Origin of the sequence: Brevibacterium sp. XM4083, assembly GCF_006489205.2 — a bacterium.
GTDB lineage: Bacteria > Actinomycetota > Actinomycetes > Actinomycetales > Brevibacteriaceae > Brevibacterium.
In genome coordinates, this window is sequence record NZ_VFYR02000002.1 from 132,378 (window position 1) to 154,415 (window position 22,038).

The 22,038-nt window shown below is 68.4% G+C and carries 23 protein-coding genes and 1 tRNA gene; 18 read left to right on the plus strand and 6 right to left on the minus strand.

What is annotated here, in order from left to right; genetic code table 11:
- Positions 1-5 precede the first annotated feature (5 nt).
- The 5 genes from atpD (at position 6) to FJ887_RS06355 (ending at position 4,990) form a co-directional block, all read left to right on the plus strand.
- Positions 6-1,457, plus strand: a complete 1,452-nt coding sequence (atpD, locus tag FJ887_RS06335; protein WP_140955140.1) for a F0F1 ATP synthase subunit beta — start codon at positions 6-8, stop codon at positions 1,455-1,457.
- Between the two features lie 3 nt (positions 1,458-1,460).
- Positions 1,461-1,721, plus strand: coding sequence for a F0F1 ATP synthase subunit epsilon (locus FJ887_RS06340; protein ID WP_137825936.1), 261 nt, complete (start codon positions 1,461-1,463; stop codon positions 1,719-1,721).
- A gap of 23 nt (positions 1,722-1,744) precedes the next feature.
- Positions 1,745-2,212, plus strand: coding sequence for a DUF2550 domain-containing protein (locus tag FJ887_RS06345; RefSeq protein WP_137825948.1), 468 nt, complete (start codon positions 1,745-1,747; stop codon positions 2,210-2,212).
- Entirely contained in the window at positions 2,212-3,525 is a 1,314-nt protein-coding gene (murA, locus tag FJ887_RS06350) for a UDP-N-acetylglucosamine 1-carboxyvinyltransferase (RefSeq protein WP_140955139.1), read from the plus strand. The genes FJ887_RS06345 and murA overlap by 1 nt, the downstream gene beginning before the upstream one ends.
- A 646-nt stretch (positions 3,526-4,171) precedes the next feature.
- Positions 4,172-4,990, plus strand: a complete 819-nt coding sequence (locus tag FJ887_RS06355; RefSeq protein WP_502799915.1) for a type IV toxin-antitoxin system AbiEi family antitoxin — start codon at positions 4,172-4,174, stop codon at positions 4,988-4,990.
- Between the two features lie 101 nt (positions 4,991-5,091).
- Here FJ887_RS06355 and nucS read toward each other — a convergent pair whose 3' ends face one another.
- Positions 5,092-5,787 carry an endonuclease NucS gene (nucS, locus tag FJ887_RS06360; RefSeq protein ID WP_137825939.1) on the minus strand — a complete coding sequence of 232 codons (696 nt, stop codon included), beginning with the start codon at positions 5,785-5,787 and terminating at the stop codon, positions 5,092-5,094.
- A 30-nt stretch (positions 5,788-5,817) separates the two neighbouring features.
- Between nucS and FJ887_RS06365 the strand changes: the two genes are divergently transcribed.
- Positions 5,818-6,114 (plus strand): Rv1322 family protein, encoded by a 297-nt coding sequence (locus tag FJ887_RS06365; RefSeq protein WP_249356810.1) that lies wholly within the window; start codon positions 5,818-5,820, stop codon positions 6,112-6,114.
- Positions 6,115-6,234: 120 nt separating this feature from the next.
- Here FJ887_RS06365 and FJ887_RS06370 read toward each other — a convergent pair whose 3' ends face one another.
- Positions 6,235-7,857 carry a coiled-coil domain-containing protein gene (locus FJ887_RS06370; RefSeq protein ID WP_137825940.1) on the minus strand — a complete coding sequence of 541 codons (1,623 nt, stop codon included), beginning with the start codon at positions 7,855-7,857 and terminating at the stop codon, positions 6,235-6,237.
- Between the two features lie 333 nt (positions 7,858-8,190).
- Between FJ887_RS06370 and FJ887_RS06375 the strand changes: the two genes are divergently transcribed.
- From FJ887_RS06375 to ettA, 10 genes are all read left to right on the plus strand, one after another.
- Positions 8,191-9,381, plus strand: a complete 1,191-nt coding sequence (locus FJ887_RS06375; protein ID WP_137825941.1) for an acetyl-CoA C-acetyltransferase — start codon at positions 8,191-8,193, stop codon at positions 9,379-9,381.
- Between the two features lie 6 nt (positions 9,382-9,387).
- A complete protein-coding gene (locus FJ887_RS06380) occupies positions 9,388-9,930 on the plus strand; it encodes an MOSC domain-containing protein (RefSeq protein WP_137825942.1) in 543 nt (180 codons plus the stop codon).
- A 107-nt stretch (positions 9,931-10,037) separates the two neighbouring features.
- Positions 10,038-10,361 carry a thiamine-binding protein gene (locus FJ887_RS06385; protein WP_137825943.1) on the plus strand — a complete coding sequence of 108 codons (324 nt, stop codon included), beginning with the start codon at positions 10,038-10,040 and terminating at the stop codon, positions 10,359-10,361.
- Between the two features lie 59 nt (positions 10,362-10,420).
- Complete coding sequence (locus tag FJ887_RS06390; protein ID WP_137825944.1) at positions 10,421-10,630, plus strand: hypothetical protein; 210 nt, start codon at positions 10,421-10,423, stop codon at positions 10,628-10,630.
- Between the two features lie 107 nt (positions 10,631-10,737).
- Positions 10,738-10,811, plus strand: a tRNA-Arg gene (locus FJ887_RS06395).
- Positions 10,812-10,889: 78 nt separating this feature from the next.
- Complete coding sequence (locus FJ887_RS06400) at positions 10,890-12,584, plus strand: dynamin family protein (RefSeq protein ID WP_249356811.1); 1,695 nt, start codon at positions 10,890-10,892, stop codon at positions 12,582-12,584.
- Positions 12,581-14,161: a GTPase gene (locus FJ887_RS06405; protein ID WP_140955137.1), complete on the plus strand. Its 1,581-nt coding sequence runs from the start codon at positions 12,581-12,583 to the stop codon at positions 14,159-14,161. Before FJ887_RS06400 ends, FJ887_RS06405 begins: the two co-directional genes overlap by 4 nt.
- Before the next feature lie 198 nt (positions 14,162-14,359).
- A complete protein-coding gene (locus FJ887_RS06410) occupies positions 14,360-15,094 on the plus strand; it encodes a single-stranded DNA-binding protein (RefSeq protein ID WP_140955136.1) in 735 nt (244 codons plus the stop codon).
- A 105-nt stretch (positions 15,095-15,199) separates the two neighbouring features.
- The gene (locus FJ887_RS06415; protein WP_140955135.1) at positions 15,200-15,901 is read left to right on the plus strand and encodes a DUF6993 domain-containing protein; all 702 of its coding nucleotides are present in this window, start codon (positions 15,200-15,202) and stop codon (positions 15,899-15,901) included.
- 44 nt (positions 15,902-15,945) lie between these two features.
- Complete coding sequence (ettA, locus tag FJ887_RS06420; protein ID WP_137826330.1) at positions 15,946-17,628, plus strand: energy-dependent translational throttle protein EttA; 1,683 nt, start codon at positions 15,946-15,948, stop codon at positions 17,626-17,628.
- A 64-nt stretch (positions 17,629-17,692) separates the two neighbouring features.
- Here the strand turns inward: ettA and FJ887_RS06425 are convergent, their stop codons facing one another.
- Positions 17,693-17,959, minus strand: a complete 267-nt coding sequence (locus FJ887_RS06425; protein WP_140955134.1) for a hypothetical protein — start codon at positions 17,957-17,959, stop codon at positions 17,693-17,695.
- Positions 17,956-18,897, minus strand: a complete 942-nt coding sequence (locus FJ887_RS06430; protein WP_140955133.1) for an acyl-CoA thioesterase — start codon at positions 18,895-18,897, stop codon at positions 17,956-17,958. The genes FJ887_RS06425 and FJ887_RS06430 overlap by 4 nt, the downstream gene beginning before the upstream one ends.
- A 172-nt stretch (positions 18,898-19,069) precedes the next feature.
- Between FJ887_RS06430 and FJ887_RS06435 the strand changes: the two genes are divergently transcribed.
- The gene (locus FJ887_RS06435) at positions 19,070-19,612 is read left to right on the plus strand and encodes an acyl-CoA thioesterase (protein WP_140955132.1); all 543 of its coding nucleotides are present in this window, start codon (positions 19,070-19,072) and stop codon (positions 19,610-19,612) included.
- Positions 19,609-20,268, plus strand: coding sequence for a DUF8185 domain-containing protein (locus FJ887_RS06440; protein ID WP_140955131.1), 660 nt, complete (start codon positions 19,609-19,611; stop codon positions 20,266-20,268). The genes FJ887_RS06435 and FJ887_RS06440 overlap by 4 nt, the downstream gene beginning before the upstream one ends.
- Before the next feature lie 243 nt (positions 20,269-20,511).
- Here FJ887_RS06440 and FJ887_RS06445 read toward each other — a convergent pair whose 3' ends face one another.
- Together FJ887_RS06445 and FJ887_RS06450 are read right to left on the minus strand one after the other, a co-directional pair.
- Positions 20,512-20,904 carry a globin gene (locus FJ887_RS06445; RefSeq protein ID WP_140955130.1) on the minus strand — a complete coding sequence of 131 codons (393 nt, stop codon included), beginning with the start codon at positions 20,902-20,904 and terminating at the stop codon, positions 20,512-20,514.
- Positions 20,901-22,037: a mechanosensitive ion channel family protein gene (locus FJ887_RS06450; RefSeq protein ID WP_140955129.1), complete on the minus strand. Its 1,137-nt coding sequence runs from the start codon at positions 22,035-22,037 to the stop codon at positions 20,901-20,903. Before FJ887_RS06450 ends, FJ887_RS06445 begins: the two co-directional genes overlap by 4 nt.
- Between the last annotated feature and the right edge of the window lies 1 nt (position 22,038).

Sequence of the window (22,038 nt, forward strand, 5' to 3'; positions counted from 1 at the left end):
AGACCATGACTGCCACAGTTACGGATAACTCCCCGGCACAGGGCACAGCCCTCGGTCGCATTTCCCGGGTCATCGGCCCGGTCGTCGACGTCGAGTTCCCGCTCGATTCCGTGCCGGAGATCTACAACGCACTGACCACGACGGTTGAGCTCTCGGAGGGCACGCGCAAGCTCACCTTCGAGACCAGCCTCCACCTCGGCAACGGCATCGTCCGCGCCGTGTCCCTGCAGCCGACCGACGGCCTCGTCCGCGGCCAGGAAGTCGTCGACACCGGCGCGCCGATCTCGGTGCCCGTCGGCGACGTCACCAAGGGCCACGTGTGGAACACCACCGGTGACTGCCTCAACCTCGCCCCCGGCGAGGAACTCGACATCACCGAGCGCTGGCCGATCCACCGTCCCGCTCCGGCCTTCGACGAACTCGAGTCGAAGCAGGAGGTCCTCGAGACCGGCATCAAGAGCATCGACCTGCTCACCCCGTACGTCCAGGGTGGAAAGATCGGCCTCTTCGGCGGCGCGGGTGTGGGCAAGACCGTCCTCATCCAGGAGATGATCTACCGCATCGCGCACAACCACAACGGCACCTCGGTGTTCGCCGGTGTGGGTGAGCGCACCCGTGAGGGCAACGACCTCATCTTCGAGATGGACGAAGCCGGCGTCTTCGGCGACACCGCCCTCGTCTTCGGTCAGATGGACGAGCCGCCGGGCACGCGTCTGCGCGTGGCCCTGGCCGGGCTGACGATGGCGGAGTACTTCCGCGATGTCGCGAACCAGGACGTCCTCCTGTTCATCGACAACATCTTCCGCTTCACCCAGGCCGGTTCCGAGGTCTCGACGCTGCTCGGCCGCATGCCCTCGGCAGTGGGCTACCAGCCCAACCTCGCCGATGAGATGGGTGTGCTCCAGGAGCGCATCACCTCGACGCGCGGTCACTCGATCACCTCGATGCAGGCGATCTACGTCCCGGCCGACGACTACACCGACCCGGCTCCGGCGACGACGTTCGCTCACCTCGATGCGACGACCGAGCTCAACCGTGACATCGCCTCGCGTGGTCTCTACCCCGCGATCGACCCGCTGACCTCGTCCTCGCGCATCCTCGACCCGCTGGTCGTCGGCGAGGAGCACTACCGCGTGGCCAACGAGGTCAAGGCGATCCTGCAGAAGAACAAGGAGCTGCAGGACATCATCGCGATCCTCGGCGTCGACGAGCTCTCGGAAGAGGACAAGCTCGTCGTCCACCGTGCCCGCCGCATCGAGCAGTTCCTCTCGCAGAACACGTACACCGCTGAGAAGTTCACGGGTGTTCCCGGTTCGACTGTTCCCGTGGCCGACACCGTCGCGGGCTTCGCGAAGATCGTCTCCGGTGAGGTCGACTACATTCCGGAGCAGTGCTTCTTCAACGTCGGCGGCATGGACGATGTCATGCGCAACTACGAAGAACTGCAGAAGAAGTAAGCCATGGCAGTCCTCGATGTCAACGTCGTCGCAGCCGACCAGGAGGTGTGGGTCGGTGAGGCCAAGCGCGTCATCGCCCGCACCCTGGACGGCGAGATCGGCATCCTGCCCGGTCACGAACCCGTTCTCGGGGTCGTGGCCGATGGTGAGGCGAGGATTCTCACGACCTCGGACGAGACCGTCCGCGTGCAGGCCGACGGGGGATTCCTCTCGGTCGAGAACAATCGCGTCATCATTGCGGCTGATCAGGCCGAACTTCTCTGATCAGTCAATTACACTTGGCAACCGTGAACCCTTCCGTCCTGCTCATCGTTCTGCTTTCGCTGGTGGGACTGGCTCTTGCCCTCATCGTCGTCGTGACGATCCGGCGCAGGTCGATCTCGAAGTTGTCGGGTGCCTTTGACTGTTCGATCAACGTGGGCGAGGAATCCAGTTCCCGCCCACGTTGGCGTTTGGGCGTCGCGGTGTTCGCCGTCAGCTCGCTCGACTGGTATCCCGTGTTCGCTCTCAACCGGCGCGCGGCAGTGCGTCTGCCGCGCGCCGACCTCGACATCCTCGTGCGGCGCAAGCCCACCTCGGGGGAGCAGTACTCGGTGCTCCCCGATGCGGTCGTCGTCGACTGCTCGTACGGCAAGGCCGACGGGCGCCCGCGCAATGTCTCACTGGCGATGGACACCGAGTCGCTGTCGACGATGGCCTCGTGGCTCGAGTCCTCGCCCCCCGGCTTCAATCCGACGATGGGACGGTTCACCTGATGGAAGTCTTCCGCCTCACCGGCCCCACGCAGCTGCGCGGCACCGTCGACGTGCGCGGTGCGAAGAACAGCGTTCTCAAGCTCATGGCGGCGAGTCTGCTCGCCGTCGGCAAGACGACGATCACGAACGTTCCCGCGATCCTCGATGTGCGGATCATGGTCGAACTCCTCAGCCGCCTCGGATGCACCGTCGACTACGATGCCGAGGCCGGAATCGTCAGCATCGACGTCCCCGCCGAGGTGGGGATCCAAGCCGACTACGAACTCGTCCGCGCGATGCGGGCCTCGATCTCCGTCCTCGGACCGCTGACGGCGCGGATGCACTCGGCGCACGTCGCGCTGCCCGGCGGCGATGCGATCGGCTCCCGCGGCCTCGACATGCACCAGGCCGGACTCGAAGCCCTCGGCGCCCATGTGCGCCTCGAGCACGGCTACTTCGTCGCCGAGGCCCCCGGCGGCCTGACCGGCACGGACATCGCCCTCGATTTCCCCTCCGTGGGTGCCACGGAGAACCTCGTCATGGCAGCGACCCTGGCCTCGGGCGTGACGACGATCGCGAACGCGGCGAAGGAGCCGGAGATCGTCGACATCTGCCTCATGCTCGTCGAGATGGGTGCTCGGATCGAGGGGATCGGCACCGCGGATCTCACGATCACCGGCGTCGACGCGCTGCATCCGGTCGAGCACCGCACCGTCGGCGACCGCATCGTCGCCGGCACCTACGCGTTCGCCGCCGCGCTGAGCGGGGGAGACGTCATGGTGCGCGGGGTCGGCCTCGACATCATGCCCAACGTCGCGATCAAACTCCGCGACACCGGCGCGACGGTCGACGACCTCGGCGACATCACCCTGGGCGACGGCACGCAGGGCAAGGGCTTCCGCGTCATCGGTCCCGAGCGTCCCCACGCGATCCGCGTCGCGACGATGCCGTTTCCGGGCTTCCCGACCGATCTCCAGCCCTTCGTCATTGCGCTCAACTCGGTCTCCGACGGCGTCGGGCTGCTCTCGGAGAACCTCTTCGAGGCGCGCTGGCGCTTCGTCCAGGAGGTCGCCCGCCTCGGCGCGAAGGTCCGCGTCGACGGCAATCATGCCCTCATCACCGGGGTCGATGAGCTCTCCGGCGCCGAGGTGGAGGCCTCCGACATCCGCGCCGGTGCCGGTCTCGTCCTCGCCGGTCTGCGGGCGGCCGGGATCACCGAGGTCTCCGGAGTCGATCACATCGACCGCGGCTACGAGGGCTTCGTGCAGAAGCTCCAGGCGCTCGGCGCCGACATCGTCCGCGTCAGCCGCGCCGACCGCCTCAGCTTCGACTGAGCTCCCACTCGCACGGTGCGGCGACTCATCGGTCGTCGCTCAAGCCGCCTGTCGGTCAAGCCCGCCAGCACGTTTCGAGAGTTCCCGCACATCCGCGAGCTCACTCCAGGCTGAGCGCGGATCGCCGGTGTTGCACGCCTGGCTATCCGCGCCACGCCGTGACCGACACCACCCGGGCGCTCACTCCAGGCTGAGCGCGGATCGCCGGTGTTGCACGCCTGGCTATCCGCGCCACGCCGTGACCGACACCACCCGGGAGCTCACTCCAGGCTGAGCGCGGATCGCCGGTGTTGCACGCCTGGCTATCAGCGCTACGCCGTGACCGACACCTCCGGCGTACTCGTGCCGTTTGACTGTCCACAGGCGCGTTCGCCGCTCAGTAGTTATCCACAGGGCATTTTGATGCTCTTGCGTTTCGGATGCGTTTTGTTCCATGCTCGATTGCATGTTTGCGTGCTTGGAGACTTCGGATCTGGTGGCGGCGGGCTGGAACTCCCATCAGATCAGATCTGCCGTCGATTGCTGCCTGCGGCGACTCCGGCGGGGACGATAGGTCGTCACGCGTGCGTGCGACAATCCGTCGCACGCTTTCGTCGCAGCGATCGCGGAGGCGGAGGAGACCGCGTTGCCCCATGAGACCACGGGGATGCTCAAGCGCGGAGAGGATCTGAGGATTCTCGTCCGGTCATTCGTCCCCGACCTGCCGCATGACGCAGTGTTCTCCCATCGCAGTGCGCTGCTCGTCCACGGCCTGCCCGTGCCGTATGTCGATAAGGGTGAGGTGTACGTCGAAGTCGCGAGCCCTCGCAGCTCGGTCCGCCAGAGGGATCTCGTGATCCGCCGACGGTCCCTTCAGCCCGACACCATCGAGATCGTCGACGGGATTCCGGTGACGACGGTGGTGCAGACGCTCCTCGATGTCGCCAGGGATTGTCCGTTGGCGTTCGCCGTGGCTGTTGCGGATGCCGCGGTGCGCTTGGGGCAGGTGTCTCGCGAGGAGTTCCGAGCGCACCAATTGGCGCATCCTGTGCGGACCCGCCAGTCGCGGATCTCAGCGGTGCTGGAGAACATCGACGGACGGCGTGAAACGGTGGCGGAGTCGATCTGCGCCGTTCGATTCGTCGAGTATTCGATACCGGGCTTCGAGCCGCAACTCGTCATCTGCGACGCCGATGGCCGCTTCCTCGCTCGGTCCGACTTCGGCAACGAAGCAGTCAAAGTCATTGCCGAGTTCGATGGCGCCGGCAAGTACTACATCGATGACGGTGATCCGCACCGAGCCTTCGAACGCGAACGGAAGCGGGAGTACGCCCTGCGGAACGAGGGGTGGATGGTCTTCCGCATTCGATGGGCCGACCTCTTCAGGGCAGACCTCTTCCTCAGGATCAAAGAGGCGGTGCGGATCCGCGAGACGGAGATCGCCGCGCGAGACCGACTCGCAGGCCCGATTCACGGCGCGCAGTGAGGGCGATTCAGTCGTCGGTCAAGGCGCAGCGCGGATAGCGGGGCGTGCCCGGCCCGCCATCCGCACTAACGCTGGATCGGCGGGAATGGGCGCCGAGGCGGTCAGAAGAGGCGCGTCTCCGGGTCGTCCATCCCGCGCAGGGCATCGTAGTCGAGGACGACGCAGCGGATGCCGCGGTCCTCGGCGAGGGTGCGTGCCTGCGGTTTGATCTCCTGCGCGGCGAAGACGCCGGTGACCGGCGAGAGCAGCGGGTCGCGATTCATCAGCTCGAGGTAGCGGGTGAGCTGTTCGACGCCGTCGATGTCGCCGCGGCGCTTGATCTCGACGGCGACGGACTTCTGCGCCGCGTCGCGAGCGAGGATGTCGACCGGCCCGATCGCCGTCATGTACTCGCGGCGGACCAGGCTGTAGCCCGTGCCGAGGGTGTGGATGTGCTCGGCGAGGAGCTCCTGAAGGTGGGCTTCGACGCCGTCCTTGACGAGTCCGGGATCGACGCCGAGGTCGTGGCTGGAATCGGAGAGGACCTCGGCGACGGAGATGACGAGTCGGTCCCCGGTCTTCGCCTGGGAGACCGTCCACACTTCGCGCAGCCCTGCCTCGGCCTGCTCCTCGGTCGCCGGTGCGATCTGGACCGAGCACGGGGGAGTCATCCAGTTGAGCGGTTTGTACGATCCGCCGTCGGAGTGGATGAGGATCGAACCATCGGCCTTGAGCATGATGAGGCGGGTGGCCATGGGCAGATGGGCGGTCAGACGACCGGCATAGTCAACAGAGCATTCAGCTATCACGAGGCGCACCCGTCACACACTACGTGAGAGAATCGGCTTATGCCACGATCGAACTCCTCGCGTCGCCGGAACAAGTGGAGCACTCCCGGCCGGGACCTCTCGGAGTCCGTCGGCGGCCTGCGCCGCAGCCGTGATCTGCCCGACGGCACGTGGTCGGTCCAGCAGGTCGCCGGCAATGCCAGCGGCAAGGTCTATGTCTGTCCCGGCTGCGGTCAGAACGTGTCGGCAGCGACGGCGCATATCGTCGCGTGGCGGCAGAGCGCCCCTCACGGCATCGACATCGGCGTCGACGCGCGCCGGCACTGGCACATCCGCTGCTTCGAGAAGTTCCGCTGACGACAGCGCACCGGACACGTGAAAGGGGACCCACCGCGGTGGGTCCCCTTTCACGTCCGCGCCGCGCTCAGGCGAGCGATCGCTCTCAGACGGGAGCGTTTCAGTCCGTGAAGCGCGGACTCAGCGCAGAGAGTTGCGCGTGCGGGCGGCCTTCGACCGTCCCGCGCCTTCGTTCGCCGAAGCGGCTCCCCCCGAGCCCTGCGTCCCCGACGTGCCGCCGGAGACCTGGGCGTCGATCGCGATCGTCTTGTCATCGGTGGCGCCGTTGGGCAGCTCCGAAGTGTCGACATCGGACTCGACCGATTCCGCCTCGGCGGTGACCGTATCGTCGGCGGTCGCCTTCGCCCTCTGGGCAGCTGTCGCACCGCCCTGGTCGGCACCGGCTTTCTCTGCCGCGCTCTTGTCCGCGGAGCCCTTGTCCGCCGCACCTGCGGCTGCGGCTCCCTTGGCGGAGCCTGCCTTCGCGTCGGCGTTCTTCTTCGCGGCGTCCTGCTCCTCAGCGGCGTCGGCGGCGAGGAGGTCGGCGAGCGTCTCCCCATCGGCGATCTGCTCGGTCGCATGCGTCGCGGCTTCGGCCTTCGCCGGATCGACGGCGTCGCCGCCCATCACACCGGGCATCGCGAAGAGCGAGCGGAGCTGGTCGAGCTGCGCGGTGATCGTCTTGCGCTGCTTCGTGAGCAGATCGACCTGCGACTGCGCCGAGGCGACGTTGCGCTTGGCCTCGGCCGCGGACTCCTCGATCGTCGCCTCGGCCGTGGCGCGCGCCTCGGAGATGAGCGTCTGCGCCCGGGCCTTGCCGTCGGCGATGATCTCGTCGGCCTTCTTCACGGCATCGGCACGCGTGGTCTCGGCGCGCTCGGCGGCAGTCTTCGCATCGGTGTCGGCCTTGGCCGCGCGGGCCTGGGCCTCCTCGATGAGCTTCTTGTTCTCCGTCTGCGCGGTGTCGTAGCGCTTCTTCCGCTCGGCCTCTGCGTCCTTGCGCTTGGCGGCGAGTTCGACCTCGAGGTCGTTCGCGGCCTTCTTCGACGCCTCGTCGCGGGACTTCGCGGACGCGAGGAGCTCATCGGCCTGGGCCTGCGCTGCGGCGATGGTCTCATCGGCCTGGGTCTTGGCCTCGGCCCGGAGGTCGGTGGCCTCCTTCTCGGCGGCGGCGCGGAGTTCGGCGATCTCGTGCTCGAGGCTCTCGCGGGCCTCCTTCGACGCGGCGTCGTTGGCCTCCTTGGACTGGAGGGACTCGCGCTCGGCGGTGGCTTTGAGCTCGGCAGCGCGGTTCTCCGCCGACTTCACGGCCTCCTCGGCGCGCAGCTCCGCGGAGCTGATGATCGCGTCGGCTTCGGAGCGGGCGCTGCTGAGGGTGTCGTTGCTCTCGGTGCGCATCCGAGCGCGGGCTGACGCCGCCTCGGCGCGGGCCTTGTTGCGGATCGTCTCGGCATCGGAGTTCGCCTGGGCAAGCGTCTCGCGGGCCTGGGATTCGGCGATCTTCAGGAGATGGTCGATGCGGGATCCGGGAGGACCGGCCGCCTCGGCGTTCTCATTGGCCGCCTTCTTCAGCTGTGCCTTCGCCTCGGACAGCTCACCGGCGATCTGGAGCTTCGCTCGATCGGCGTTGATGACCTGACTGCGGGCATCCGACAGCGCCTTTCGCACGGATTCGATCTCCGTGCGCAGCTGCTGCAGTCGGGAATCGACTTCGCTCTTCTCGTACCCGCGCATCGCTGTGCGGAATTCTTCGGTGGGCGTCACTGAAGCTGACTCCTGTCGTCTCAAGGGGATGTTGTCGTGCCTGCGCGCTCCCCACTCTATCGGACTCAAGATGAGTGTTGTGTCCGAATCCGGCGGTCGGGACGGGACTGTGCGCCGGTCCGGTGACCCCGCGCACAACAGCTGCAGCGAGTGGATCGAGGGGCCGCCTCGGCGAGCAGGAACGATGCTCCACCGGCGTCAGAGGCGGGGCCGAACGCCCCCGCGGCACCCCAGTGATCAGTGCCACAGAGGGCTCGGTTACCCTGGGTGCAAGCAGCTCACCGCCGTGCAGCACCTGCTCGGGGCGAGGACATCCTTGATCAAGGAGGAAACATGACTGAAGCAGTGATCGTCTCCGGCGCGCGCACGCCGTTCGGCAAGCTCTCGGGAGCCCTGGGATCGCAGACCGCGGTCGACCTCGGCGCCGCCGCGATCAAGGGGGCCCTCGATCGCGCGGGGATCTCCGGAGATGAGGTCGAGTACGTCATCATGGGACAGGTGCTCCAGGCCGGCCTCGGCCAGGGTCCGGCACGTCAGGCCGCGGCTCAGGCGGGCATCCCGATGAGCGTTCCCGCGATCACGATCAACAAGCTCTGCCTCTCGGGGATCAACGCGATCACGCAGGCCGCACAGCTCGTGCGCGCCGGGGAGTACGACGTCGTCGTCGCCGGCGGACAGGAGTCGATGACGCTGGCCCCGCATCTGCTCGAGAAGTCGCGGGCCGGCTATAAGTACGGCGATGTCGTCGCCAAGGACCACATGGACTACGACGGACTCTGGGACGCGTTCACCGACCAGGCGATGGGCGGGCTGACCGACGAGGCGAACAAGGGCGATTCCGAGTTCAGCCGTGAGCAGCAGGACGCGTTCGCCGCGCAATCGCACCAGCGCGCCGCGGCCGGGTGGGAGTCCGGCGTCTTCGAGAACGAGGTCGTGCCCGTGACGATCACCAGCCGCAAGGGCGAGACGACGGTGACCGACGACGAGGGCGTGCGCCCGGACACGACGCCCGAGTCGATGGCGAAGCTGCGTCCGGCCTTCCGCAAGGACGGGGCGATCACCGCGGGCAACGCCTCGCAGATCTCCGACGGTGCGGCCGCCGTCGTCGTCATGTCGAAGGAGAAGGCCGAGGAGCTCGGTGCGCCGATCCTCGCCGAGATCCGCGCGCACGGATGGACCGCCGGACCGGACTCGACCCTCCAGCACCAGCCCTCGCAGGCGATCCGTGCGGCCGCTGAGAAGGAGGGCGTCGCTCCCGACTCGTTCGACCTCTACGAGATCAACGAGGCGTTCGCCGCCGTCGGTCTCGCGAGCACGCAGGACCTCGGCCTCGATCCCGAGAAGGTCAATGTCAACGGCGGTGCGATCGCACTTGGCCACCCGATCGGAGCCTCCGGGGCCCGCATCGTCCTCACGCTCGCCCTCGAACTCCAGCGCCGAGGCGGCGGCACCGGTGTCGCGGCGCTGTGCGGCGGCGGCGGCCAGGGCGATTCGCTCATCATCACCGTTCCCGCCCAGAGCTGAGGTCCGATGGCGGCGGCGCGCGTGGTGAGTGTCAGCAGCGATGCGGAGCATGCGTTCTCGAAGCCTGTCCGTGACGCGATCGAGCTCGTCGAGGGCATCGGCGTGCGCGGTGACGCGCACGCCGGCGTCACCGTCCGGCATCGCTCCCGTCTCGCCCGTACGCCGTCGGCGCCCAACCTCCGCCAGGTCCATCTTCTCCACGCGGAGCTCTTCGACCGCCTCGGCGCCGCCGGGTTCACCGTCGGCCCCGGGCAGCTCGGTGAGAACATCACGACGCTCGGCCTCGATCTCCTCGCGCTGCCCGTGGGCACGCGCCTGGGCATCGGGGAGGCCGTCGTCACGCTCACCGGTCTGCGCAATCCGTGCGCGCAGATCGACGGACTGGCCCCCGGACTGCTGGGGCAGGTCGTCTTCCGCGACGACGAGGGCCAGACTGTGCGCCTGGCCGGTGTCATGGGCATCGTCTCGACCAGCGGCACGGTGCGACCCGGGGACGCGGTGACCGTCGAGCTGCCGGACGGCGAGCCCCACGCCTTGGCGCCCGTCTGACCCGCCTCGGCGAGCTGACCGGAGCACCGCCGCAGCGTTTCCTCGGCCCCGAACTGACGACACCGACCACGACAGCAGACCAACCACGACCACAGGAAGGCACCACCATGCTTCTCGCATTCTCCGTCGCCCCTTCGGGCACCGGCCGCAGCGACGGCTCCGTCCACGAGGCCGTCGCGGCGGCCGTCGAGGTCGTTCGCGCCTCCGGGCTGCCCAACCGCACGACGAGCATGTTCACCGAGATCGAGGGCGAATGGGACGAGGTCTTCGACGTCGTCAAGCGCGCCACCGAGGCGGTCGCACCGTTCGGCTCCCGCATCTCCCTGGTCATCAAGGCCGACATCCGGCCAGGTCACGACGGGGAGATCGAGGCGAAGGTCGACCGCCTCGAAGACGCGCTCGAGGCGCGGAGGAAACTTTCCGACGAGTAATCGGTGACATGCGCGCCCAACGGGTCTATCGTCGTATTCAGGAAGAAGGAGGATGACCCATGAAGAACGGATCCGCGTATTTCACCACAGCCACTGCTCTGACCATGATCGCCCTGCTCGGGTTCATGATCGCCGGCTTCATTCCGCTCGCGGCCGAAGTGGCCTTCGGCGTCGAAGCCCTCGCCGTCATCCTCGCCCTGACCGGCGTCGTCATCCTGGCGATCGTCACGGTGCGCAAGACGCTCGAGAAGGCCGGCAACACCCACTGAGCTGACGACACCTCAGCGGTCCCGCACCCGCCGCCCGGTCATCTGACCAGGCGGGGGAGTGCGGGGCCGCTTTCGTCTGCCCGGCGGCGATCGGTTACGATGTGGGGGCCTCCGTAGCTCAGTCGGATAGAGCAACCGCCTTCTAAGCGGTAGGTCGCGGGTTCGAGCCCCGCCGGGGGCGCACAGTCCAGGGCAATTGTCGCTCGTCACGGCGTGCCTGGTGGAGCTCAGCTGTGAAAACGTGGAAAGTGGATGCGTGATGACAGACAGCGGAAATGCCGTGACGCCACCAGTGGGCGGAGCTCTCGCCGATATCGCGAAGAGGATCTCCGAAACCCGCTTCACCCTGCAGACCGACGACGCGGCCGAGGGGCGCCGTCTGCTCGGATCGCTCTCGGCTGAGATGACCGACTTCATCCTCCCGCGGATCAACCGCGCTCCCGCACCGTTCCTCATCGCCGTCGGCGGATCCACCGGCGCCGGCAAATCGACGCTCGTCAACTCGCTCATCGGACGCGTGGTCAGCCCTGCCGGCGTGCGCCGCCCGACGACGGCGAACCCGATCGTCATCCACAACCCCGCCGACGCGAAGCACTTCGAAGCCCAGACCTTCCTCGCCGATCTGCCGCGCAGCACCGACCCGGCCTCGCCGACCCCGGCGCTCGTCCTCATCCCCGATGCCGACATCGCCCCGGGCACCGCGATCCTCGACTGCCCCGACATCGACTCGATCGCCGAGGCGAACCGGGACCTCGCCCGCCGCATCCTCATGTGCGCCGACCTCTGGCTCTTCGTCACCACCGCCAACCGCTACGCCGACGCCGCGCCGTGGACGCTGCTGCGCGAGGCCGCGCAGCGGAGCACCTCGGTGGCCATCGTCCTCGACCGGGTGCCGCCGGAGGCCAACCGTGAAGTCCGCCACCACCTCTCCCATCTCCTCTCCGAGGCGGGACTGGCCCAGTCGCCGATCTTCTCCGTCGCCGAACTCCCGCTTGAGGACGGTCTGCTCCCGCACACGGCCGTCTACCCGATCCGCTCGTGGATCCAGGAGGTGAGCTCGGAAGCCGAATCCCGGAACCGGATCCGGCGACGCACCCTCACCGGATCGATCGCCGCGCTCCCGTCCCGCGTCGACACCCTCGCCTCCTGCGCCGAATCCCAGGAGGAGGCACACGCCCAGCTCGCCCGCATCGTCGACGAACGCTTCCGCGCCGCCCATGACGGCCTGGCCACGGTCGTCTCCGACGGTCGGATCCTCCAGGGCGCGGTCAACGCCCGGTGGCAGGACTTCGTCGGCACCGGACAGCTCTTCCGCGGTCTCGAGCCGACGATGGCCCGCATGCGCGACCGGATCTCCGCCGCCGTGACGGGCAAACACGATGCCGCCTCGCCGCTGCACATCGCGATCCTGCGCAGTGCCGCGATCTCCCTGCGCGAAGCCGCCGTCGACGTCGTCGACGGGGTCGTCGACGACTGGGGCCGGACCCCGGCCGGCGCCGCCCTCGTCGAATCCGATCCGGGCCTGCGCGCCCCGACCAGCGAACTCGAGGACCGGGTCAAAGAGGCCGTGAGCGGTTGGTCGAACGAGGTCAACGCCCTGGTCCGCGACATCGGTCAGGGAAAGAAGTCGAAGGCGCGGATTCTCTCCTTCGGCGTCAACGGCGTGTGCGCGGTCCTCGAATACGCGACCTTCTGGGACCCTCAGCACGCCCGGGCCACGGACGCGCAGACCACCGGTCCCGGGGTCGCCCTCAACCTCGCGGGAACGATCTTCGGCGAACAGGAGGCTGTCAGCCTCATCGCCTCGATCAGGGACCGCTTCCTCACCGCGGCTGCCGGCATCGTCGGTGACTGCCGTGTCCCATTCGACAGCGCACTACGACTGACAGCGGTGCCCACGCGACAGTCCGGAGCCCTCCGGACCGCCGGTGCCCGCCTCGAGGAGGCATTGTGAACGATTCGGCACAGTCCGAGATCCGACGGCTGGCCGAGGCCATCCGCCACTCGCTCGCGCTCGACCCCGACAAGGTCAGCCCCGACGTCCGCGCCGACGCCCAGAGCCTGCTCGAACGCGCCGACGATCGCCTCGACCTCGGCGAGGACTTCACCGTCGTCGCCTTCGCCGGGTCGACGGGGTCGGGCAAGTCCTCGCTCTTCAACGCCGTCGCCGGCCTCGACATCGCCCGGGTCGGCGTCCGCCGTCCCACGACCTCCCGGCCCACCGCGTGCGTCTGGGGAGAGGGCGGCCGGGAGATCCTCGACTGGCTCAAAGTCCCCGAGCGCAGCCGCACGTGGCGTGAGTCCGCGCTCGACGGCGACGACCAGCGCCGCCTCCACGGGCTCATCCTCCTCGACCTGCCCGACCACGATTCGACGGCAGTGGAGCACCGCGTCGAATCCGACCGCCTCGTCGGGCTCGTCGACGTCGTGTTCTGGGTCGTCGACCCGCAGAAGTACGCGGACTTCTCCCTCCACTCGGAGTACCTGACGAAGCTCGCGGAGAACAGCTCGAACATGGTCGTCGTGCTCAACCAGGTCGACAAGCTCAGCCCCGAGGAGCAGAAGGCCGCCGCCGATCATCTCCGGCAGCTGCTCGCCGAGGACGGACTCACCGACACCGAGGTGCGCCTGTCCTCAGCCGTGACCCGTGAGGGCATCCCGCAGCTGCGGTCGATCCTCGCCGACACCCTCGACTCGAAGCAGGCCGCAGCCGAACGCCTGCTCTCCGACATGCAGGCGATGGCCCGCCGGATCAGGGCGGAGCTCGGCGACCCGGTCGCCACTCCGGACGAGCTGCCCGGTGCCTCCCACCTCGTCGAGACGATGTCCGAGGCCGCCGGTGTCGAGGCCGTCGCGCAGACCGTTCACGACGACTACATCCGCCGCGCCTACAAGCGCACCGGGTATCCGCTTCTCGCCTGGATGCAGCGCAACGCACCCGACCCGCTCGGGGCGAAGCACGGTCTGACCCGCGACGAGCTCATCCGAGCCTCGGTGCCGGCGACGAGCAAGACGCAGAGCTCGCAGGTCCGGCTGATGGCCCACGATCTCATCACCGAATCCGTTGCGACGCTGCCGCGTCCGTGGCAGACTGCCGCGGCCGAGGCGGAGAAGCAGAGCACGAACCAGCTCGCCGACACCCTCGACTCGGCCGTCACGGCTGTGGACATCGAGCGTCGCAGGCCCGGCTGGTGGTCGTTCGCCGGCTTCCTCCAGATCGTGTTCTTCGTCGCCACGGTCATCGGACTCCTCGGTCTCATCGTCGTCACGGCCCTGACGTTCGCCGTTCCCGGGGCCCTTCCGGGGTGGATATGGGCCGTCGTCATCGGGCTCCTCGTCGTCGGGATCCTCGGCTCCGTCATCACCTCGGTGATCGCCCGCAATGCGCGGAACAAAGGGGCAGACGAAGCCGCCGAGGCGGTCGACCGCGAGCTGCGCACCGCCGTCGCCCAGGCCGCGCAGAGCTCCTATCTGCAGCCGGTCAACGCGGTCATCGCCGAGCACCGCGACGCGTACGAGAGACTCGCCTGAGACTCGAGCTCACAGGCGACACGACTTGCGTGCAGATGCCCTGTGGACGGCCGAGCGCTGTCCACAGGGCATCGTCGCACCCTCGACAGAACACGGCGGCGCGCGCTTCGCTGGAATCCCCACGGCGGGAAACGACCTGACGAGGCAGGAGACTCCCGATCGCTTCTCGCCGACCGTGCGAAGAGAAGCGAGGAAGCAATGTCGACCATCCCCATCAACGTCTGCGGCACCGTCGCGACCGTCCCGAATCTGAGAACCCTGCCCACCGGACGCCCCTGTGCGTCGTTCCGGCTCGCCGTCAATCACTGGAAGCTCGACAAGTCGACCGGCGAATTCGTCGAGGACGGCACCTCGTGGTTCGGCGTCGACTGCTACGGCACCCTGGCCAGCAACGTCGGCACATCGGTCGAGCAGGGCACGACAGTGCTCGTCCAGGGACACCTGCGCAATCGCGAGTGGGCCAGCGGAGAGCGGACCGGGATCGCACCGACGGTCATCGCCGATCACATCGGCCCCGATCTGCGCTTCGGCACGGCGCACTATCGGAAGTCAGCGACGACGCGACCGCGGCCGGCCGAGCCGGCCGGTGACGCTCAGGCGACGTCAGGCTGGGGTGGGCTCCCGGAACCCGGCGAGGCCGGGCGGCCTGCGACGACCGACCCGTCCGGCGTCGGTGCTGGCGGGGAGGGGACTGTCCCCGACGCCGTGGGGGAGGGACCCGACCTCGCGGGGCCGGACGGCGAGAGCGCAGACGGTGCCGCCGGCTGGTCGCCTGCCGCGGTGCCGTCCGAGACGGCGCACGGGTCGTACGCGGGCGGCGAGGACACCGATCCCGATGAGACCGGCGAGGACACCGACACCGGCCCGGAGGACGGTCAGGGGAAGGATCCCGCGATCGCCGAGGCGACGGCAGCCGCCGCGGCTCCGTTCTGACCCGTGCGGGACCGGGTGGAGACTCGGGGCGACGTCGTCCGCGCGGTCTGAGGCCGGAATCGGCTAGAGTGAGAACGTTCGTCGTCGTCCTCCCCAAGGTGATCCATGCGTGTCGTTCCCCTCCTGGGTGTCGCAGCCCTGACCATCGCCCTGTCCGGCTGCTCGCTGCTCGGACAGGACGACAATGCGGAACCGGCGCCGGCGACGACGTCGGCCAAGCCCGAGGCCGAGGTCGACAAGGTCATCAAGGCGGTCGAACCGCTGACCGGTGACTCCGAATCCGTGCCGTCGACGAAGAAGTTCTTCGACACGATGATCGACGCCGGATACAAGCCGGAGCAGCTCGAGGCCACCCTCGACGAATCGCCGCTGGGCAATGAGGTGCCCTCGAAGGTCTTCGGGGTGAAGACGAAGAAGGGCTGCGTCGTCGGTGAGATCCGTGCCGGCAAGGCCACGGCCGAGCTCATGCCGCCCTCGGAGTCGACAGGGGCCTGCCTGCTCGGCAAGGTCGACCGACCCGAAGGCGTCGAGGCGCCCGAGGGGGAGATGCGCGATGAGGACGGCGACGACAACGGCGCCGGACACCTCCCGGGTGAGAACATCACCGGTGACGACGCGGAGACCCCCAGCCCGGACAGCTCGTCGGGTTCGAGCGACTCCTCAGGGTCGTCGGGCTCCGGAGGCTCCTCCTCGAGCGGCTCGTCGGATTCGAGCGGGTCGTCGGATTCGAGCGGGTCGTCGTCGGGCTCCGGCGGTGGTGAGGAGGGCTCGTCGAGCTCGGACGGACCGTCGCTCGGCGGAGGCTGATGCGTTTGGCGCGGAGGCGCGCCAACCGATAATCTGGGGCCACTATGGCCGAATTCATTTACACCATGCACAAGGCGCGCAAGGCGCACGGTGACAAAGTCATCCTCGACGACGTGTCGATGTCCTTCTATCCGGGGGCGAAGATCGGCATGGTCGGCCCCAACGGCGCCGGCAAGTCGACGATCCTCAAGATCATGGCCGGCCTCGAACAGCCGTCGAACGGCGAAGCCCGGCTCAGCCCCGGCTACACGGTGGGCATCCTCATGCAGGAGCCCCCGCTCAACGAGAACAAGACCGTGCTCGGCAACGTCGAAGAGGGTGTCGCCGAGATCAAGGCGAAGCTCGACCGCTACAACGAGATCTCCGAGGAGATGGCGAACCCCGACGCGGACTTCGACGCCCTCATGGAGGAGATGGGCAAGCTGCAGGAGGCCATCGACGCCGCTGACGCGTGGGACCTCGACTCGCAGCTCGAACAGGCCATGGATGCGCTGCGCTGCCCGCCGCCCGACGCCGACGTCAGCGTCCTCTCCGGTGGTGAGCGCCGCCGTGTGGCGCTGTGCAAGCTGCTGCTGGAGAAGCCCGACCTGCTCCTCCTCGACGAGCCGACGAACCACCTCGACGCCGAATCCGTGCTCTGGCTCGAGCAGCACCTCAAGTCCTACCCCGGTGCCGTCATCGCCATCACCCACGACCGCTACTTCCTCGACCATGTCGCCGAATGGATCGCCGAGGTCGACCGCGGCCACCTCTACCCCTACGAGGGCAACTACTCGACCTACCTCGAGAAGAAGCGCGAGCGCCTGCAGGTCCAAGGCAAGAAGGACGCGAAGCTCGCCAAGCGCCTCAAGGACGAACTCGAATGGGTGCGATCGAACCCGAAGGCCAAGCAGACGAAGTCGAAGGCCCGCCTCGCCCGCTACGAGGAGATGGCAGCCGAGGCCGAGAAGACGCGCAAGCTCGACTTCGAAGAGATCCAGATCCCGGCCGGCCCCCGCCTCGGCGACATCGTCATCGAAGCCAAGGACCTCGAGAAGGGCTTCGACGGCCGCCTGCTCATCGACGGACTGAGCTTCTCGCTGCCGCGCAACGGCATCGTCGGAGTCATCGGCCCCAACGGCGTCGGCAAGTCGACGCTGTTCAAGACGATCGTCGGACTCGAAGAGCTCGACAACGGCAACCTCAAGGTCGGCGAGACCGTGAAGATCTCCTACGTCGACCAGTCCCGTGGGGGCATCGACCCGGAGAAGTCGCTGTGGGAGGTCGTCTCCGACGGACTCGACTTCATCCAGGTCGGCGCCGTCGAGATGCCGTCGCGCGCCTACGTCTCCGCGTTCGGCTTCAAGGGCCCCGACCAGCAGAAGAAGGCCGGAGTGCTCTCCGGTGGTGAGCGCAACCGCCTCAACCTCGCGCTCACGCTCAAGCAGGGCGGCAACCTGCTCCTCCTCGACGAGCCGACGAACGACCTCGACGTCGAGACCCTGGGATCACTCGAGAACGCTCTGCTCGAGTTCCCCGGCTGCGCCGTCGTCGTCTCCCACGACCGCTGGTTCCTCGACCGCGTCGCCACGCACATCCTCGCGTGGGAGGGCAACGACGAGGACCCGGCTCAGTGGTACTGGTTCGAGGGCAACTTCGAAGCCTACGAGAAGAACAAGGTCGAACGCCTCGGGGAGGATGCGGCCCGTCCGCACCGCGTCACCCATCGTCGCCTGACCCGCGACTGACGGACTGACGACACGAAGGCCCCGGCATCATGCCGGGGCCTTCGTGCGTGAGCGGCCGGTCCGTCTATGAGCGCGGGCCGGCACCGGGTTCGAAGCGGTCGAAGAGCTTGCGCCACATGCGGTGGAAGAGCGTGAGCAGGTACCGGACGACGAACGTGCCGAGGATGCCGAGGACGAGCGCGAGGATCGCGACGAGTCCGATGTGGAGATCCGTGCGGTCTCGGAGGACGAGCAGGGCGATCGAGGTGAGCACGAGGCACAGGGCGACGTTGACGAGGCGACTGAGGATCGAGGCGAGGACCTCGATCATCGCGGTCTTGTCATCGCTCACGGCATGTCCTTGACGCGGACCATGCCCTCCTGCGCGACGGTGGCGAGGAGCTCGCCGTCGCGGGAGAAGATCCGCCCGTAGCCGAGACCGCGACCGCCGCGGGCCGCCGGCGATTCCTGGACGTAGAGCATCCAGTCGTCGACGTGGACGCGCCGATGCCACCACATCGCATGGTCGAGACTCGCGACCCGTAGCCCGGGGGTGGCCCACGTGAGGTCATGTTTGCGCAGCACCGGTTCGAGGAGATTGAAGTCGCTGGCATAGGCCAGGGCCGCCGCATTGAGCACGGGGTCGTCGCCGAAGTGCGCGCTCGCGCGGAACCACACGTGCTGCTCGGGCAGCTCCGAGTCGACGTCCCCGGCACCGGGAACGCCGAAGGGCTCGACGGGACGGATGTCGAAGGGGCGCCGATTGAACCATTCGGTCACGCGCAGGGAATCGTCGGCGGCGAGCAGCTCCCGCAGATCGGGGCTGTCCTCCGGGCCGGGGATTCCCGCCGGCATCGGCTCGGAGTGCTCGAATCCCGGCTGCTCGTCCTGGAACGAGGCGATGAGCGAGAGGATCGGCACGTCCTTCTGATAAGCGTGGACGCGCCGGGCGGAGAAGGACCGGCCGTCGCGGAGGCGTTCGACGCCGAACTCGATGGGCTCGGCGACGTCGCCGGCCCGCAGGAAATAGCCGTGCAGAGAGTGGATGAGCCGGTCGGCGGGCAGGGTCGCGGCGGCCGCGACGATGCACTGCGCGAGCACCTGACCGCCGAAGACGCGGCCGTCGGGCTTGTACTGGCTCGGCCCGATGAAGTGATCCGACTCCCGCGTCGACTCGTCCACGGCGACCTTCCTCAATTCGAGGAGTTCGTGCAGGCGGGCGACATTCGCCTCGGCCAGGGTCGGCTCGGTCTCACTCACATGGGCCTCCAGGAGGACGGGGTCGGGCATCGTCTCGATCCTACCCGGGCACCGTGCGACCTGCGAGGAGACGCATCGCACCACCGCCGGCAACCAGGCAGTTCGAGTCGGTCCGCGGGTGATCCGGTCAGGTGAGCCACCTGCGTGTTCGATTGAGTCGCCCGGTCACAGGCTGGGCCCAGCGGGATGGCATCATGGGATCATGCACTCAGGCGCTGCGAACCCCCTTCTCGACGAATTCACCCGAGTCCTCCTCGAACTGCGATGGGGTGATATGGACGCCTACGGACACGTCAACAACGTCGTCCAGCTCCGGCTCCTCGAAGAGGCCCGCGTCCGAGCGCTGGGGTCCCCGACGCAGAGCCGTGACGCCGCCGTCCGGGCGGGAGACTACGGCGCCGCCGAGGTGGTCTCCGGTCTTCCGATGCCCGAGGTCTTCGGTGCCGCCTCGGCGACGACCGAACTCCTCGTCGCCTCGCACGCCATCGAATACCGCGCCCCGATCAGCTACCGTCCCGGTCCGATCGCCGTCGATCTCGTCATCAGCGAGGTGCGGCCCGCCTCGGTGACGATCAGCTACGTCGTCGTCGAACCCGACGGCTCGCTGGTCTACACGGTCGCCGAGACCGTCATCGTCTTCGTCGACCAGGCCAGCGGCCGTCCGCGGCGCCTGAGCGAGGACGAGATCGTCGCCCTCGAGTCGGTCGTGCGCGCCCCCGCGCGGATGCGGAGCCTGCGCCGATGACGACCCTCGAGATCGCCGATGAGAAGGCCCTGTCCGACCTCGCCGCGTTCACCTCGCTGGCGCACCGACTCGACCCCGACGGGGCGATGCGCCTGCAGGTCGCCTCGGAGGTCCTCGTCCTCACCGTCGCCCCGCTCTTCCCACACGGGATCGGCGATTCGACCCCGCTCGTGCTCGCGATGCGGATGCAGCGGCTCGATTCCCCCGAACTCGACGGCCTCGACGAGGTCGTCCCGCTCGCGGCGCTGGCCGACCGCTTCGCCCGCGCGGAGAACGGCACTAGCCTTCCGCTGCCGCCGACGTCGATGCTCGTCTCCTGGGCCGGCATCGCCCCGCCTCGGGGCCCGTGGGAGCAGACGGACACGATCGCCCCGTCCGCCCTCATCGCCGGCGCCGAGGCGGGGATCGCCGGGGTCGCCGACGGCACCCCCGACGGGGCGGGCTCGCATGCGGTCAAAGCGCTTCGGGCGCGGGTATGGGCGGCGCCGCTGACGGGCGACCACGGGACGACGGTGCCGGCGGGCCTCGCCTTCGCCGCCGCGGGCCTCCGCTTCCTCCCGCCGTCGGCGAGCGCCGCCTGCCCGGTCATGGAATCCGCCGGCTGGCTGCGCGTCGTCACCCCCGGCGGCCACCTCCTCACCCGGAAGGCCGCCTGAGGCAACCGGCAGCCCGAGGCAGACGGCCGCCTGAGGCAACCGGCAGGGGAGCGCGACCACGCGAGGGCTCACCCTGGTTCGCACGGCTCTGGTGCTGAACAGAGCCCTGCATACCGAGGTGAGCCGCAACGGGCGCCGTGCGCAGAACAGGGCGCGCACCAGTCGCGAGCCGCGCACGCCGCGTCGACCCGAGCAACGCCGTGCGCACGACGCGCACCGTGCCCACCGCCGTGAGCCGCGGCCTCAGGCTCCGGTGCTGTTCGTGTTGACCATCGCGGTGGCGGCGCGCTGGAAGTAGTCCCAGAACACCTCGTCGTAGAGGGGCGGCAGGTCGACTTCGTCGAGCGCCCCGCGCATCGCCCGCAGCCAGCGATCCCGGGCGTCGAAGTCGACGGGGAACGGGAAGTGGCGCATCCGCAGACGCGGGTGGCCCCGTTCCTCCTGATACGTCGTCGGCCCGCCGAAGTACTGCTCGAGGAACATCTGGAGCCGGTGCTTGGCCCCCGTGAGGTCGTGGCCCTCCGGATACATGCTGATGAGCGGTTCGTCGGCGGCGACATTGGCGTAGAACGCGTCGACGAGCCGGGTGAAAGTCGGATGGCCGCCGACCGCGTCGAAGATCGTCTCTGAGCTCATCGCTTCCTTCCGTCGGGGTTGCCGGTGCCCTTGTGTCCGGCACCTGAGCGGCTGCCCGTCGAGCGGCCGCCGGAGGCCCGACCGGGCGCCGGGGACTTGCCCGAACCGCCGGCCGAGGCGGACTCCCGGTCGTGGTCCTCGGAGTCGTCCTCGGCGTCGTTGGTCGCCTTGATCTTCGCCGCCTCGGTGGGGTCGGGCAGGGTGCGGAAGACCGTCTCCTGGGTGATCGGGATGTGGATGCCGTACTTGTCCATCTGGCGCTTGAGCTCGGCACGGAAGGCGCGCGCGACCTTCCACTGCTGGTTCGGCTTCGTCTTGAGCACCGTGCGGATGACCTGCGACTGCGCCGACAGGGACTCCACTCCCCAGATCTCGGGCGGCTCGAGGATCGCATCGGCGATCTCCGGATCCTCCTCGATGACCTTCGTCGTATCGGCGATGACCTTCGAATACGTCGCCACCGAGGTGTTGTACGCGACGGGGATGTCGAGGACGGCACGCGCCCAGCCCTGCGACTGGTTGCCGACGCGGAGGATCTCACCGTTGCGCACATGCCACAGGGTCCCGTCGAGGCCGCGGACCTGGGTGGTGCGCAGACCGACGTCCTCGACGGTGCCGATCGCCTCGCCGAGGTCGACGGAGTCACCGATCCCGTACTGGTCCTCGATGACCATGAAGAAGCCCGACAGGTAGTCCTTGACGAGCGCCTGCGCGCCGAAGCCGATCGCGACACCCGCGATACCCGCCGAGGCGAGGATCGGCCCGACGTTGAAGTTGAGTTCGGAGAGGACGATGAGGCTCGCGACGACGGCGATGACGATCGAGGTCACCGAGGAGAGCATCCGTCCCACGGTCTGCGCGCGCTGGGCGCGCCGCTCCCTGATCGTCGCCTGGTCGATGCCGGTGAACTGCGACTCCATCGCCGAGGTGGAGAACCGCGACGTCGACTTCGAGCTGCCGACGGTGCCCTTCGCCACGCTCGCGGCGAAGCGGCGGATGACGATGCGCATGAGGAAGTTGATGATGAGCGCGCCGACGATGATGAGGGTGACCCGCAGCGGGACGTCGAGGAGGAACGCCCAATCGATCTGCGAGGCGGCGAGCAGAGTGGTCTCGAGAGAATCAGAAGTCATG

Coding starts and splice junctions, on each gene's coding strand:
- atpD (WP_140955140.1), top strand. CDS start 6: ATGACTGCCACAGTTACGGATAACTCCCCGGCACAGGGCACAGCCCTC.
- FJ887_RS06340 (WP_137825936.1), top strand. CDS start 1,461: ATGGCAGTCCTCGATGTCAACGTCGTCGCAGCCGACCAGGAGGTGTGG.
- murA (WP_140955139.1), top strand. CDS start 2,212: ATGGAAGTCTTCCGCCTCACCGGCCCCACGCAGCTGCGCGGCACCGTC.
- FJ887_RS06355 (WP_502799915.1), top strand. CDS start 4,172: ATGCTCAAGCGCGGAGAGGATCTGAGGATTCTCGTCCGGTCATTCGTC.
- FJ887_RS06365 (WP_249356810.1), top strand. CDS start 5,818: ATGCCACGATCGAACTCCTCGCGTCGCCGGAACAAGTGGAGCACTCCC.
- FJ887_RS06375 (WP_137825941.1), top strand. CDS start 8,191: ATGACTGAAGCAGTGATCGTCTCCGGCGCGCGCACGCCGTTCGGCAAG.
- FJ887_RS06380 (WP_137825942.1), top strand. CDS start 9,388: ATGGCGGCGGCGCGCGTGGTGAGTGTCAGCAGCGATGCGGAGCATGCG.
- FJ887_RS06385 (WP_137825943.1), top strand. CDS start 10,038: ATGCTTCTCGCATTCTCCGTCGCCCCTTCGGGCACCGGCCGCAGCGAC.
- FJ887_RS06390 (WP_137825944.1), top strand. CDS start 10,421: ATGAAGAACGGATCCGCGTATTTCACCACAGCCACTGCTCTGACCATG.
- FJ887_RS06400 (WP_249356811.1), top strand. CDS start 10,890: ATGACAGACAGCGGAAATGCCGTGACGCCACCAGTGGGCGGAGCTCTC.
- FJ887_RS06410 (WP_140955136.1), top strand. CDS start 14,360: ATGTCGACCATCCCCATCAACGTCTGCGGCACCGTCGCGACCGTCCCG.
- FJ887_RS06415 (WP_140955135.1), top strand. CDS start 15,200: ATGCGTGTCGTTCCCCTCCTGGGTGTCGCAGCCCTGACCATCGCCCTG.
- ettA (WP_137826330.1), top strand. CDS start 15,946: ATGGCCGAATTCATTTACACCATGCACAAGGCGCGCAAGGCGCACGGT.
- FJ887_RS06430 (WP_140955133.1), bottom strand. CDS start 18,897: ATGCCCGACCCCGTCCTCCTGGAGGCCCATGTGAGTGAGACCGAGCCG.
- FJ887_RS06435 (WP_140955132.1), top strand. CDS start 19,070: ATGCACTCAGGCGCTGCGAACCCCCTTCTCGACGAATTCACCCGAGTC.
- FJ887_RS06440 (WP_140955131.1), top strand. CDS start 19,609: ATGACGACCCTCGAGATCGCCGATGAGAAGGCCCTGTCCGACCTCGCC.
- FJ887_RS06445 (WP_140955130.1), bottom strand. CDS start 20,904: ATGAGCTCAGAGACGATCTTCGACGCGGTCGGCGGCCATCCGACTTTC.
- FJ887_RS06450 (WP_140955129.1), bottom strand. CDS start 22,037: ATGACTTCTGATTCTCTCGAGACCACTCTGCTCGCCGCCTCGCAGATC.